Below are 13,477 nucleotides of genomic sequence, written 5' to 3' on the forward strand. Positions count from 1 at the left end.
TTAAACCTTAATTCTAACCGAAGGACCCATGGAACTGGTTAAATATATATTCTGAAAATAATTTTCCTTAACTTCTTTGGGTTTGGCCTTTTTGATCTCTTCCAAAAAGGTTTCAAAATTTTCTTTTAATTTTTTATCATCAAAAGAAATTCGTCCAATAATCTGATGAACGTTGCCGCTGTCATCGGACTTAAAAGTAATTTTTCCTTGATTGAGCTCTTTAACTACTTTAGCCGGCTCCGGATTAATGGTTTCGTTTTTAGGGTTGGGCATAAGACCTTTTTGGCCTAATACTTTAGCAATGGGAGCAATTTTTTTCATCATCTCTGGTGAAGCAATAGCTACGTCAAAATTGGCTTTTTTAGTTTGCCCTATTTCTTTTATTAATTCTTCTCCCCCGACTAGACTAGCCCCGGCTTTTTTGGCTTCTTTTTGTTTTTCTGGAGTAGTCAATACAGCAATTTTCAATTTTTTGCCGGTACCATGAGGTAATTTAGCCGTACCACGCACACTCTGATTCTTTTTAGGATCAATATTAAGATTAAAATGTGTTTCCACGGCCGCGTCAAAATTAGCCTGAGCCGTTTTTTTGACTAATTCAAGACCCTCTTCAAGCGTATATTCTTTACCTTTTTCCACTAAACTTGAAGATTCTTGATATTTTTTGCTTCTTTTTTTCATGTTAAATTCCTTTTTGTGGTTCAAGCCCCCTGGTCTTATGAATCGGGGTCCCACTTTAGTTAATAAAATATTCCTATACTTATCTTTTATTACACTTTCTCAATTATTTTTGAAAAATTTTTATCTAGTTCCTTCTCTTCCTTTTTCATCATTTCAAGCCAAGATTTTTTATCATTCTTTTTTAAAATATTATTCTTTTCAAGAGCTATTTTTGCAATAAAATTAATATTTTCTTTACTTTTTAAAGTAATCCCTAATAATTTAGTTAAATTATTATATGATAAATTTTTTATTTTTTTTACCATAAACAATCTTTCCGGTTTATTAACTATTAATACTTCAAATAAATTTTCGAGTCTTTTAATTAATCTTATTTCTTTATATTTATCTTGGTTCATAAATTTTTTTTATTCAATAATTTTTCCGGGCTGGATTTTCAATTCGACTTGATAAGAATTGAAATCTCCTTTTTCTATTTCTTCAACACCAATTACTTCGTAACTTTCAATTACTTGATCAAAAGAACATTCTACGTATCCAAAATATTCTTGTGTAAATATTTTTCTCTCTTCAGAAGTAGACTTTTCTCTAACAACTCTTACTAAAGTTTCAATTGTTTCACCAGCATTTTTTAAAGCATCCTGAGTTGCTTCTTGAGCAGTGGGGCCAACTCCTTTTGCTTGAAAGGATTTTCCAGTCGGTTCAACTTCAGATTCTAAATTTCCTAATTCAAAATAAGTATGAAAATTATCAATAAATTTTTCTTCTTTTTTGCTACCGATTATTTCTTCAACTTGGATTATAGAAATGCCGCGTAAGGCAATATTATCACCTTTTGTCGATACTTCCCCATTACTATTTTCGGATGATTGATTATTAAATTCTGACGATTCTTTACTAAAAAAGCTTTCCCTTCCAAAATCTGAATTCTTAAAAATTTCTATGCGCTTTTTAATCCAGTCATCGTCTATACTGACCTCAATATCTTCACCCAATAAATCTCTCTGAATACCTTTTATTGCTAATTCTTCAGAGTCCTCCTTTTTCTCTTTTTGGCTTTTTTCTCTTTCTTGGGCAAAAGCTTTTTTAGGAGCAATCCCATCAGACAAAGCAGTGGTTAAGCTTAAAGTTAACAAAAAAGTGGCTAATTCGCGCTTTATTCCTTTCGGCAATTTTTTTAATAGGCCTTTGTGTGAAGCCTCAAATTTTTCTACCTTTTCATTAATTTTTTCACTTTCAATTTTCCTTGCTTCAACAAAATTAAAATCTTTCTGATCAGTTTCTGATTCAAAATCACCTTCTTTTAAGCCAATACTGCCTTCCCCTTCCTCCTCAAATTGGGAGTCTTCTGCCTTTTTTGGATTATATTTCTCTCTCATTCTAATTATACTAATTGATTTTAATACCCATATTACGAGCCGTACCCTTGATAATCTTCTTAGCTCCCTCCAAATCTTTGGCGTTTAAATCAGGCATTTTTATTTTAGCAATTTCTTCAATATCCTTTTCAGAAACTTTTCCGGCTTTTTCTTTTAACTGATCCCCTGAGCCTTTGTCCACTCCGGCTGCTTTTTTTAAGAGAGCGGCCGCTGGTGGGGTTTTTAAAATAAAATCAAAACTCCTGTCTTCATAAACAGTCAGTTCCACCGGAATAATATCACCGGCTTTATCTTTGGTTTTATTGTTAAACTGGGTGCAAAATTCTTGAATATTTACTCCGTGCTGTCCCAAGGCCGGACCGATAGGAGGGGCCGGATTAGCCTTACCAGCTGGTATTTGTAGTTTAATTATTGTTTTAATTTTCTTAGCCATTTTATTAGTTATATAGTAAGTTAGTTGATTAGTGACTTAGTTTTTGTTTATTTCTTAAATATCTTATATATCCGTTAATACCTTTTATTAATTCTGTATATTTATTAATAAATTTTTCTCCAATTTCTTGTGTTATATATTTATTTTCTATAAAACCTTTAAATTGACTTTTTACCTCTTCCGCTTCCCCTCTTGAAATATATAAAGAATAAATTTTGTTTCCATAATTATATTTTCTATACTGGTAGTATTAAGAATATTCCTTTCTCAAGCCACCAAATATTATATTTACAATTAACTAATTGACTATCTAACTAATTAACTAACTAAATTTTTTTAACTTGTAAAAAGTCTAGCTCTACCGGCGTTTCCCGGCCAAACATAGAAACTAAAACTTTAATTTTACCTCGTGCTTCATCAATTTCGGAAACCTTGCCTTCAAATTCCTTAAAGGGGCCGTCAATAATTTTAACCGGCGTACCGACACTGACGTCAATTTTATATTTAGGTTCTTCCACACCCATGCGTTTCTGTAAGTTTTTAACTTCTTTTTCAGAAATAGGGGTCGGCGTGGTACCCGAACCAACAAAACCGGTAACATTAGGAGTATTTCGGACCACATACCAGGAATCATCCGTGACAATCATTTCTACTAAAACATAACCGGGAAATATTTTTTCGGTTACAGTTTTTCTTTTACCGTTTTTTATTTTAATCTTTTTTTCTGTTGGTATGAGAACATTAAAAATTTTATCCTCCATATCCATAGACTCAATTCTTTGTTTAAGATTTCGAGATACATTTTCTTCATAGCCAGAATAAGTATGTAAAACATACCATCTTCTTCCCTGTTGTAGTGTTTGTTTAGGCATAAATTTTAAGTAATACTAATAATTTGCTGTACTCCTATATTGAGTAGATAATCAACCAAACCCAAAAAAGCACCCACAACCAAGCAAACTCCTAAAACTATCAGAGTTTGGTGAATTGTCTCTTTTCTGGTTGGCCAAGAGACTTTTTTTAGCTCTTCTTTTGCTTCTTTAAAGTAATTTATGAGTTTATTAGCCATTTTCTTGGTTTTTAAAACCCCGATTGGCGGGGCTGTTGATATCTAAAATTATCATAGCAAATCTAGAAAAATAAAGCAAATATGTTAGATAAATATTATCTCTCTTCTAATTGATCTATTTTTCGATTAATTTCTTCCAAAACACCCCGATAACCTATCTTTTTTTCACTCTCATCAGATTTTTCTGATAAGATATTTTCTATCTTATTTTTCAAATCATTAAGATGCTCAACATCCTCAGATTGCAATATATCATTGTCAGATGATATTAGGCCTTCACTAATTAATTCTTTTATAGCTAGGTTGAACTCTACTAAACTGGCTGCTCTATAAGTTACATCAACATTTTCTAATAGATCTGAGTAATCATTAATTCCTTCTTTTACTAAACCTGGAAAATTCTCTTTTAAACCTTCTAATTTTTTATTTATGGAATTTTTTAAATAATTCGCTTCTGGTGTATCTCCTTGTCCTTGTTTTTCTAACATTTTTAGGGTTTTTACATGAGATTCTACGTACCAGGCTGTAACTTTCATAGTTCTCTTGAATGCATATTCTTTTTCAGCATTAGATAATTCAGGATATCTTCTATCTAAATATTTCTTCTTTACTGAATCCATTAAGTTCTCTTTTAAAAAATAATAGGAGGGTAACATTCTTCCACTAAATTTTATTCCCATAAATTCATTCTTATTATAAGCAAAGCTTGCGTTAATTGTTTTAGGATCATCTGAATCTGTCATATCTCTAAATTCAAGATTTTTTCTTGAAATTGCTTCTTCTTCAAAAAGGTTTAAAACATCTTTAATATCTTTCTCGCCTTCTACAAAATATACTAATGTTTCAGCAGCTTTTTTATAATTACTAGATTGACCCTTTTCAATTTGTTTTTCATTAAACCATTTAATAAAACATTCCGCGTATCTGCCACTTAAGTCAAATTTATTTTTTATACTACCGAAGATACTATTTAAATAGTCATTTGCGCCTTCTTCTTCTAAATTTTTAGCCTCCTTAATCTGATCAATTATCTCACCTCTGAATGATGAAATTCTTTTTTCATTTTCATTAAAAGTCTGCTCAGTTTTTTGACCTTCCGGCGTGGCTGTTTTGGCTTTGTTAAGAAAACCTTCAAAACTAGTGCCAGCCGCCAATATTCCCACTCCAAGAACTAAAGTTCTTAAAGCTTTGCCGACTTTTCCTTTTCTTAATTCTTTTAAAATATTAGGGTTACCTTCAGCTAATTTATCAGTCACTTTATTGGCTACTTCTTCTTCACTCATACCCTCTTCTTCCTTAATTCCCAGTTCTTCAATTAAAGTTTGGCGGGAAGCTGCTATCTCATCAATAGTCAACTCTTGATTCTCTTCTGTTGATTCGATATCTTCTTTTTTTAAATCATTTTCTTCCTCTGTATTTTCATTTTTTTTCTTTTCTTTTTCTTTTTTTACAATTTTCTCCAAATCTGGACCATTTTCTATTGAATTTCCCATAAATTTATTTTTTTAATAACTATTATATATTCTATTTAAATTTTAACATAAAAATGGAAATATGTCAATTCTATAAAAATTTATCTGTCTAGTTTTTGATTTCATCAAATAATAGTTAAAAAGCCTTTCTTCTTAAACCAATAAACTTACCAATAATATTAATACCTATATGAAAAATAAAACCTAAAGCCACCAAACTGACAAAAACATCAGCCGGCGGTATAAAAAAAGGAAAACTAAAAATCATACCTCCTAAAGTATAGTCAATCTGATCAAAAGGTATCCAAGAATGACCAGACTTAATATTTAAGCGCCGCTTAAAAAAACTCTTGACTAAATCACCTATTATAGCACCTAAAGCCATAATTGTTCCCATCCAAATACTTTTTTCCGAATAATTAATTATAGAAATACTGCGAAAAAAATCCGAATTTACAAAGGCATGTTTTTGAATAATAAATATTAAAGCTCCTCCTATTAAAGCTGCTAAAATACCGCGCCAGGTTTTATGGGCGCCAAAAAGTCTCTGATTTTTGATTTTAGCGCTAAAATCAACGGGCTTGGCTAAAAAACCAAACCAGCGGTTAAAAATAACCGGCATCATATTAGCCAGGCCCAAAGGCAGTGAATACCAAGTTATCTTTAATATATATATTATTATTGCCTCCATTTATTTTAAGAAAAATATGAATAAGTGTAGACAAAAATTAAATATAAATAAAAAATTAATCGCAAGGGTAAAATAAGATTTTTTTTAAAAAAACCACTGACAATATTTAAAATTACATTAACCAAAAAGAGATAAAACCAAGCTCCACCAAAAAAAATAAAAATTATACCCTCAGAAAAACGATCAGTTATAGTATCTATTAACCAACCTTTATAGCTAGCACGATTATATTTTCGAGCCACTACTCCATCTAGCCAATCAAATATGATGACAAAAAATAGAATTACTATAGCTAGAATTTTATGATCAGCCCATGAAAAAATAAAGGCTATACTCAAAGGTATAGCCAATATTGTTATATAACTGGGATTTATATTTGGCCAAGGTAATTTTAAAATCCAGAAATCAATTATTTCACGTAATTTTCTGACCATTTTTAATTTTTCAGCCATTTTTTAAACCTTTATTAAATATCAAGATTTCTGACTGATTTAGCATGCGTATGTATAAAACGTTTACGGAAAGAAACTTCACTGCCCATTAAAGTAGAAAATATTTCATCAGCCTGCGCTGCGTCATCAATGGTAACTTTTTTCATAATTCTATTTTTAGGATCCATCGTGGTCTCCCAAAGCTGTCCCGGGTTCATTTCACCTAAACCTTTATAATGCTGTATCGATAAGCCTTTGATTTTTCCCGGCTCGCCTTCTTCATCTTTATTTTTAGATTTAGTATTTTTAGAAAATTTTTCTTTTGCTTTTTCCAGTTCTTTCTCATTATAGGCATACTCAACTTTTTGACCTTGCTGAACCTGATAAAGCGGCGGTTGAGCTATATAAAGATAGCCTTTTTCTATAAGTTCAGGAAAATAGCGGTAAAATAAAGTTAGTAAAAGAGTGCGAATATGGGACCCATCAACATCAGCATCAGTCATAATAATAATACGATAATAGCGCAAGGAAGAAATATCAAATTGCTCGCCAATATTAGTGCCCAAAGCAATAATTAATGATTTGATTTCATTATTCTGCAACATTCTATCCAGTCTTGCTTTTTCTACATTTAAAATTTTACCACGAAGAGGAAGAATGGCCTGAAATTCACGGTTCCGCCCCTGTTTGGCACTGCCACCAGCTGAATCACCCTCAACAATATATAGCTCTGACTGCTCTGGATCTCGGCTGGAACAATCAGCTAATTTACCCGGCAAAGTTAACCCCTCTAAAGCTCCTTTTCTTAACACAGTTTCGCGAGCTGTTCTGGCCGCTTGACGAGCCCGGGAAGTTAAAATGCATTTACCAATAATAGTTTCCGCTTCTTTTGGGTGTTCCTCCAAAAATATTTGCAGAGCTTGTGAAACAGTGCTGTAAACAATAGGCTTGACCTCGGCGTTGCCCAGTTTAGCTTTTGTCTGGCCTTCAAACTGGGGCTCCCTGACTTTAACACTGACTACAGCTGTTAAACCTTCGCGAGTGTCATCACCAATCAGGTTGTTATCTTTTTCTTTTAAATATTCGTTATTACGGGCGTATTTGTTTAAACTACGGGTAAGAGCTCGACGAAAACCAGCTAAATGAGTGCCGCCTTCTAAGGTATAAATATTATTAGCAAAAGTAAAAATATTCTCTTTAATATCATTAGTGTACTGGAAAGCAACCTCTACTTGTACTCCCTCTTTTTCTTTATTAACATAAAATGGCAAATATTGACGTTTGTCTTTTTTATAATTTAAGAAACGCACATAGGAAGCCAACCCACCCTCAAAATGAAAAGTATAGCTTTTATATTTTTTTTCTCTTTTATCATTAATTTCAATAATTATCCCTTTAGTTAAATAGGCTTGCTGACGTAAATGATTAAGAATAGTCTCCCATTTAAACTCAAGAACACTGAATATTTTAGGATCCGCTTTAAAAGTAATACTAGTACCGGTTTCCTTGGTTTTACCTACTGATTTTACCTTGCTCAAGGGTTTGCCTCTTTTGTATTCTTGTACCCAAATTTTACCGTCTCGCTTGACTTCTGCTTTTGTATATTCAGATAAAGCATTGACTACTGAAACCCCGACTCCATGCAAACCACCAGAAACTTTATAGCCTGAGCTACCAAACTTACCGCCGGCATGTAACATAGTCATCACTGTTTCTAAGGCTGACTTCTTGGTACTTTTATGTTTTTCTACAGGAATACCTCGCCCGTTATCTTCTACCGTTACCTTACCGTCTGAGCGCAAAGTAATTTCAATCTTTGTGCAATAGCCAGCCATAGCTTCATCAATAGAATTATCCACCACTTCCCAAATAAGATGATGAAGTCCGGTTTCTGAAGTAGAGCCAATATACATAGCCGGTCTTTTGCGCACTGGAGTTAAACCTTCTAAAACTGTAATTTCTTTAGCTGTGTAGCCAAAATCCTTAGGGGATATTTTAATCGATTTTTTGCCTCCTTTTTTAGCTGTCTGCTTGGTTTTTTTCTTCTTTGATTTTTTCTTGGGCATATTTTTTTTACTTTCTTATTTTAATATTATATTTTTTTTCTAATGATTTAACTATTTTTTTTATTATACTATCAATCTCTTTTGACTTTAAGGTTCTTTTTTCTGATTGAAAGGTTATTCTCACCGCCAAAGAAAGTTTACCTTCTTTCTTAAAAGTATCAAAGAGTTCAATATCCTTTATTATTGGACTGGCCTTTTTAATCTCCTTTTCCACTTGAGCGTATTTTACTTTCTCAGGCATAAAGAAAGCTAAATCACGAGTAACAGCCGGATATTCACTTGGTTTTTCAAAATCCCTCACTTCACTGGCAAATTTTATCAATTTAGTCAGATCAATTTCAAAATAAGCTACTGGTTTTTTTATTTTATAAAACTTAGCTATTTTACCAGGCAAAATACGCAGAGTGCCTATTTTTTTCTCTCCTGATTTTAAAATAGTTTCTTCTTCTTCAATATCAAAAATAAATTGCTCAATATTCAAGCCCTTAACCATTAAAAGGTCTAAAGCGGCTTTAGCCGAAAAATAAGCTTCTTCCCCATAAAATACTCCACTTAGCCTTTTCTTTTCGTGTGGAAAGTTTTTTTCGCTCGGCAGAAATACATAACCAGTTTCAAATATTGAAATCTCATGGGAGAAATCAATATTTAGACTGATGTTTTTTAACATTAGGGGAATTAAAGTTTGTCTTAAGTACTCTTGATCTGGATTAATGGGATTGGTTATTCGATAATGTTTTTCCTCCTTTAAATCAAAAGCTTCTATATCTTCCTGACTGTAAAAAGAGTAATTATAAACCTCAGACATATTAGCTGAAACCAGATAATTTTTAATCTTATCTTCCCAATAAAGATTTTTAGGCAGTTGAACCGGCTTTAGCTGCCCCTTAAGATAAGTCGGTTTAAGACGATTATAATCGTAAAGTCGGCCTACCTCCTCAATTAAATCTTCAGGGATTTTAATATCGGGACGAAAAGAAGGCGGGCGGACTTTGATCCGGCCATCTACAGCCTCTACAAAATCAAAGCCAAGCAAAGTAAAGATCTGCTTTATGCGGCTGACAGCAATTTTTTTATTTAAAATATTTCTTAATTTTTCCAGAGAAAGACTAATTTTTTGGCCCCATGCTTTTACTTTTTCTCCTTTTTCTAAACTCCCTTTTATCACTTCACCACCGCTTAAATCCGCTATCAAATTCGCGGCCCGGTCAAGAGCTATTCGGGTCATAACCGAATCCAAACCTTTTTCAAATAAATTAGAGCTTTCTGAGCGTAAGCCCAGTTTACGAGCAGTAATTCGAATATTAGAAGGCTTAAAAACTGCTGACTCTAAAACTACAGTATTTGTTTTGCTCTTAATTTCAGAATTTTCACCGCCCATAATACCAGCCAAAGCCAAAGGTTTTTCCTGATCAGCAATAACCAGCATTCTTTTTTCCAAATCTCTTTTTAAGCCGTCCAGGGTTTTTAATTTTTCGTCTTTTCTGGCTTTGCGAACTATAATATTTTTCTTTTTTGAGCCAGAGATTTTATTATAATCAAAAGCATGCAAAGGCTGACCCAATTCAAGCATAACATAGTTTGAGGCATCGACCACGTTATTGACCGGTCTAATACCAGCCCTGCGCAGACGGTTTTTTATTTTCTCGGGTGAAGGCCCTACTTTTATATTTTTAATAATCCTGGCGGAATAATAATGACATAAATTTTTAGCCCTAATACTGACTCCCAGTTTATCCTTAATTTCCTCTTCTTTATCATCCTTTATCAAATAGGAAGCAGCTTCTTTTTTTAATTTTCTTCTTAAAACAGCTGACAACTCTCTGGCTATACCATAAACTGAAAAACAATCAGAGCGGTTAGGCGTTAAAGCAAGATCTAAAATAATATCATTTAAATCTAACACTTGGCGCATGGTTTTACCCACTTTTTCCTTTTCATCTAGAATATAAATTCCGCTGTGATCTTCTCCTATAGCCATTTCATCTTCAGCCAAGAGCATACCTTGAGATTTAATACCTCTGATCTTGGTTTCCTTAATTTCTGTACCATCGGGTAACTGACTGCCCGATAAAGCCACCGGCACTTTTTGCCCTACTTTAATATTAGAAGCTCCGCAAACAATTTTTAGTATCCTTCCTTTTTTTACCCTAACTCGGCAAACCTTAAGTTTATCAGCATTTGAATGTTTGGTAATGGTAATTATTTCTCCCACTACCATATTCTTAAGGTTTTCTTTGTTCTCAATAACCTTTTCTACCTCAGTACCAGAAAAAGTCAATTTATCAGCCAGTTTTTCAGCTCTTTTCTTATCAATTTTTATAAATTCTTTTAACCAGTTAATTGATATTTTCATAATTTAAAAAATTAAAATTGCTTTAAAAATCTTAAATCCCCCTGATAAGATAACCTAATATCATCTATGCCGTAATAAAGCATCATAAAGCGGTCGATACCCATACCAAAAGCAAAGCCGGTGTATTTTTCAGGGTCAACATTCATATTTTTTAGCACTTTGGGGTGAACCAGGCCCGAGCCCATCATTTCCAACCAACCGGTCTGGCCACAAACCCGGCAACCTTCTCCTTCACACAAAAGACAGGACATATCAAAATCCATAGAAGGCTCAGTAAAAGGATAGTAATGGGGACGTACTCTAGTTTTTACTTTTTTGCCGAATAAGGTTTTTAAAAAAAGTTGCACCGTGCCAATTAAATCAGTTACTTTTACTTCCTGGTCAATAACTAAGCCTTCACACTGGTAAAAAGTAGTTTCATGGCTGGCATCAGTAGCTTCATGGCGAAAAACTCGTCCCGGCACAATCAAACGGACCGGCGGCTTCCTCTTTTGCATAGATCTAATCTGCATCGGCGAAGTATGGGTTCTCAAAAGTAAATCACTTATTGCCTCTTGTTTATTACTTTTTTTACTTCTGGCCAATTGACGCTTAGCTAAAATTGATTGGCCCGGCTCAACATAATAAGTATCCCACATATCTCTAGCTGGGTGGTTTTTGGGAATATTTAATAAATCAAAATTATATTTGGCTGATTCCACTTCTGATCCTTCAACTACTTCAAAGCCCATACGCTGAAAAATATCAATTACTTTCCTCATAAATTGAGTTAAAGGATGTAGATGACCGTGTTCAATTTTTTCTCCGGGAATAGTCAGGTCAATATCAACTTCTGGCGATTCTTCTTCATTCAGCTCTTTTTCTTTTTCTCTAATTGACCTTTCAATTTTTTGCCGCACCTCATTGCCTAATTTACCTATTTTTGGCTTTTCTTTTTTAGGTAAGTCTTTGATACCTCTTAAAATTTGTGAAAGCTCTTTTTGCCGTCCCAGAAATTTATTTCTTATTTTTTCCAGATCTTCAAAACTAGAGATATTTTTTATCTCCTTTTTAGCCTTAGATAATATTTTTTTGAGTTTATCTTCCATAAGGTATGCGTTTTATTGAAAAGAAAAATTCCAAAATAATTAAAAATAAAAGAAAAAATAATAAATTCCACCAGCGCAGTAAATTTGAGGCCTGCAAAGCTAAAGAGCCAATTATTAAAACAGTAAACAAAATACTCTGACGAAAAGATATATTTAGATGCCGAAAAAGCGGCACTTTTTTGTTTATTAAAGCGCGAATTAAAAAACCAATAATAAAAAAAGTGCCAAGCAGTGACAAAAATAAACTGATATAAAACAATAAAAAAGCCAAAAATCCGCTCTCCGGTGAAATATTAAAGATCACTGATAAAAAAGAAAGCCAGCAAATAACTGTGGAAATTCCCATGAAAAGTAGGTACTTTTTAAGCGACATAGCATTTACTTTGTATTATCAAAAATTAGGCCTTTAACCTTAGCCTAATTTTAGCATTTTTTTGGGCTTTTAGCAAGAGAAAAATCAATGATTTTCTAAGCTAATATTAGCCTAGATTTAAACTCAAAATAAGTTATATCTTAAGAACTTTTCTATCTTTCATAAATACTATAAATTTTTGCTTTTCCACACATTTTTTTTAAAGAATAATCACTTTTTATATTCTAAATTTTCTTGATCTTCCCTGATTTTTCAATTTTTATTTTATTACCGGTTTTAATTATTCTTGTCCATAGCTAAAGAACCAAACAAAAGAGAAAATTCCCTTTTATCAACAAATACCCATTTTTTTTAAGCTCTTTTATTTTTGTCTTCACTAATATTAAAAAATCAAAAAAACTATTTTTTGTTTTTTTTACTATACTTTTTCTTAATATCTTTAATCGCTTTTTCTTTAATCTCAGAATATTCATCTTTAATTTTTCCCAATAAAACCTCCAGAATATCTTCCATGGTTAAGATACCCAAATCTTTTTCTTTGTTCTTATCACGCACTAAAGCAAAGTGTTTTTGTCCGCGCCGCATTTGACGAAAAATATTAACTACTTCCTCATCTTCGACAATAATAAAGGAACGTTTTAACAAAGAATCTACTTTTTTTGAACGGGTCGAGATAATATCTTTTAAATAAATTAGGCCGACAATTTTTTCTTTATCCGGATTCATCACCGGCACCCGAGTAAAGCCTTTTTCTAAAATCTGCTGGCGAGCGTATTCAATACTACATCCTTTATTAATATAAAAAACTTTTTTCATCGGTATCATCACGTCTTTGGCCTTTTTCTGGCCAAAGTCAAAAGTGCGATAAATAATTTTCTTTTCTACATTTTTTATTAAACCCTCTTCCTTTCCCAAGCTAACCAAACTTTTAATATCTCTTTTGGATAAAGAAAGTTCACCTTGAGGTTTAAAGCGTAGTTTTAAAAACTTTTTTGATATAAAAAGGAATACGCGACTAATCGGAGTTAAAGTTTGAACTAAATAGTAAAGTGATTTGGCCCGCTTTAAACAAATCTCCCGACTGGCCGCCAGACCACGAGCTTTCGGATTTATTTCCCCAAAAATAGTAATAATAAAAGTAATTAGTCCAATAGCCAGACTCAGGCCAAAGGTATGAAAAACACGATTAGCAAAAAGTGCTACTAAAGAAGCCAAAATAATTTTGATTAAATTATTTAAAACTAAAATAGTAGCAATGGCCTTGTTCATGTTACGTTTAACCCAAAAAACAAATTCTTTTTTATTAACATTATCAATCTTCATCTGAGCCAAATCAGACTGGCTTAAGTTTGAAAAGGCTGTTTCGGTCCCAGAAAGCCAGGCTGACATCAGTATCAGCAGAATAACCGCTAGAATAATTATTGTATAAATAAGCATATTT

General features: G+C 32.7%; 14 protein-coding genes. All 14 read right to left on the minus strand.

Annotated elements, in window-relative coordinates:
- Complete coding sequence (gene rplA, locus U5L76_02890; protein MDZ7798541.1) at window positions 1-681, minus strand: 50S ribosomal protein L1; 681 nt, start codon at window positions 679-681, stop codon at window positions 1-3.
- An 89-nt stretch (window positions 682-770) separates the two neighbouring features.
- Window positions 771-1,079: a hypothetical protein gene (locus tag U5L76_02895; protein MDZ7798542.1), complete on the minus strand. Its 309-nt coding sequence runs from the start codon at window positions 1,077-1,079 to the stop codon at window positions 771-773.
- Window positions 1,080-1,088: 9 nt separating this feature from the next.
- Window positions 1,089-2,060, minus strand: coding sequence for a hypothetical protein (locus U5L76_02900; protein MDZ7798543.1), 972 nt, complete (start codon window positions 2,058-2,060; stop codon window positions 1,089-1,091).
- 10 nt (window positions 2,061-2,070) lie between these two features.
- A complete protein-coding gene (gene rplK, locus U5L76_02905; protein MDZ7798544.1) occupies window positions 2,071-2,493 on the minus strand; it encodes a 50S ribosomal protein L11 in 423 nt (140 codons plus the stop codon).
- Between the two features lie 326 nt (window positions 2,494-2,819).
- A complete protein-coding gene (gene nusG, locus U5L76_02910) occupies window positions 2,820-3,365 on the minus strand; it encodes a transcription termination/antitermination protein NusG (GenBank protein MDZ7798545.1) in 546 nt (181 codons plus the stop codon).
- 5 nt (window positions 3,366-3,370) lie between these two features.
- Window positions 3,371-3,562 carry a preprotein translocase subunit SecE gene (gene secE, locus U5L76_02915; protein MDZ7798546.1) on the minus strand — a complete coding sequence of 64 codons (192 nt, stop codon included), beginning with the start codon at window positions 3,560-3,562 and terminating at the stop codon, window positions 3,371-3,373.
- Window positions 3,563-3,657: 95 nt separating this feature from the next.
- Window positions 3,658-5,055: a hypothetical protein gene (locus U5L76_02920; protein ID MDZ7798547.1), complete on the minus strand. Its 1,398-nt coding sequence runs from the start codon at window positions 5,053-5,055 to the stop codon at window positions 3,658-3,660.
- A 115-nt stretch (window positions 5,056-5,170) separates the two neighbouring features.
- Complete coding sequence (locus tag U5L76_02925; GenBank protein ID MDZ7798548.1) at window positions 5,171-5,725, minus strand: CDP-archaeol synthase; 555 nt, start codon at window positions 5,723-5,725, stop codon at window positions 5,171-5,173.
- A gap of 5 nt (window positions 5,726-5,730) precedes the next feature.
- Complete coding sequence (locus U5L76_02930; protein ID MDZ7798549.1) at window positions 5,731-6,177, minus strand: CDP-alcohol phosphatidyltransferase family protein; 447 nt, start codon at window positions 6,175-6,177, stop codon at window positions 5,731-5,733.
- Between the two features lie 14 nt (window positions 6,178-6,191).
- Window positions 6,192-8,222 (minus strand): DNA topoisomerase (ATP-hydrolyzing) subunit B, encoded by a 2,031-nt coding sequence (gyrB, locus tag U5L76_02935; protein MDZ7798550.1) that lies wholly within the window; start codon window positions 8,220-8,222, stop codon window positions 6,192-6,194.
- A 7-nt stretch (window positions 8,223-8,229) separates the two neighbouring features.
- A complete protein-coding gene (gene pheT / locus U5L76_02940; protein MDZ7798551.1) occupies window positions 8,230-10,575 on the minus strand; it encodes a phenylalanine--tRNA ligase subunit beta in 2,346 nt (781 codons plus the stop codon).
- A gap of 11 nt (window positions 10,576-10,586) precedes the next feature.
- On the minus strand, window positions 10,587-11,663 hold the full coding sequence (pheS, locus tag U5L76_02945; GenBank protein ID MDZ7798552.1) for a phenylalanine--tRNA ligase subunit alpha: 1,077 nt from the start codon (window positions 11,661-11,663) through the stop codon (window positions 10,587-10,589).
- Window positions 11,653-12,036, minus strand: coding sequence for a hypothetical protein (locus U5L76_02950; protein MDZ7798553.1), 384 nt, complete (start codon window positions 12,034-12,036; stop codon window positions 11,653-11,655). The genes pheS and U5L76_02950 overlap by 11 nt, the downstream gene beginning before the upstream one ends.
- A gap of 399 nt (window positions 12,037-12,435) precedes the next feature.
- Window positions 12,436-13,473, minus strand: coding sequence for a CNNM domain-containing protein (locus U5L76_02955; GenBank protein MDZ7798554.1), 1,038 nt, complete (start codon window positions 13,471-13,473; stop codon window positions 12,436-12,438).
- Window positions 13,474-13,477 lie beyond the last annotated feature (4 nt).

The organism is Patescibacteria group bacterium, assembly GCA_034520665.1.
Taxonomy (GTDB): Bacteria; Patescibacteriota; Patescibacteriia; order JAXHNJ01; family JAXHNJ01; genus JAXHNJ01.

What these genes read in the sequence shown, in the direction of transcription:
- rplA (MDZ7798541.1), bottom strand. Translation starts at nt 681, where the DNA reads ATGAAAAAAAGAAGCAAAAAATATCAAGAATCTTCAAGTTTAGTGGAA.
- U5L76_02895 (MDZ7798542.1), bottom strand. Translation starts at nt 1,079, where the DNA reads ATGAACCAAGATAAATATAAAGAAATAAGATTAATTAAAAGACTCGAA.
- U5L76_02900 (MDZ7798543.1), bottom strand. Translation starts at nt 2,060, where the DNA reads ATGAGAGAGAAATATAATCCAAAAAAGGCAGAAGACTCCCAATTTGAG.
- rplK (MDZ7798544.1), bottom strand. Translation starts at nt 2,493, where the DNA reads ATGGCTAAGAAAATTAAAACAATAATTAAACTACAAATACCAGCTGGT.
- nusG (MDZ7798545.1), bottom strand. Translation starts at nt 3,365, where the DNA reads ATGCCTAAACAAACACTACAACAGGGAAGAAGATGGTATGTTTTACAT.
- secE (MDZ7798546.1), bottom strand. Translation starts at nt 3,562, where the DNA reads ATGGCTAATAAACTCATAAATTACTTTAAAGAAGCAAAAGAAGAGCTA.
- U5L76_02920 (MDZ7798547.1), bottom strand. Translation starts at nt 5,055, where the DNA reads ATGGGAAATTCAATAGAAAATGGTCCAGATTTGGAGAAAATTGTAAAA.
- U5L76_02925 (MDZ7798548.1), bottom strand. Translation starts at nt 5,725, where the DNA reads ATGGAGGCAATAATAATATATATATTAAAGATAACTTGGTATTCACTG.
- U5L76_02930 (MDZ7798549.1), bottom strand. Translation starts at nt 6,177, where the DNA reads ATGGCTGAAAAATTAAAAATGGTCAGAAAATTACGTGAAATAATTGAT.
- gyrB (MDZ7798550.1), bottom strand. Translation starts at nt 8,222, where the DNA reads ATGCCCAAGAAAAAATCAAAGAAGAAAAAAACCAAGCAGACAGCTAAA.
- pheT (MDZ7798551.1), bottom strand. Translation starts at nt 10,575, where the DNA reads ATGAAAATATCAATTAACTGGTTAAAAGAATTTATAAAAATTGATAAG.
- pheS (MDZ7798552.1), bottom strand. Translation starts at nt 11,663, where the DNA reads ATGGAAGATAAACTCAAAAAAATATTATCTAAGGCTAAAAAGGAGATA.
- U5L76_02950 (MDZ7798553.1), bottom strand. Translation starts at nt 12,036, where the DNA reads ATGTCGCTTAAAAAGTACCTACTTTTCATGGGAATTTCCACAGTTATT.
- U5L76_02955 (MDZ7798554.1), bottom strand. Translation starts at nt 13,473, where the DNA reads ATGCTTATTTATACAATAATTATTCTAGCGGTTATTCTGCTGATACTG.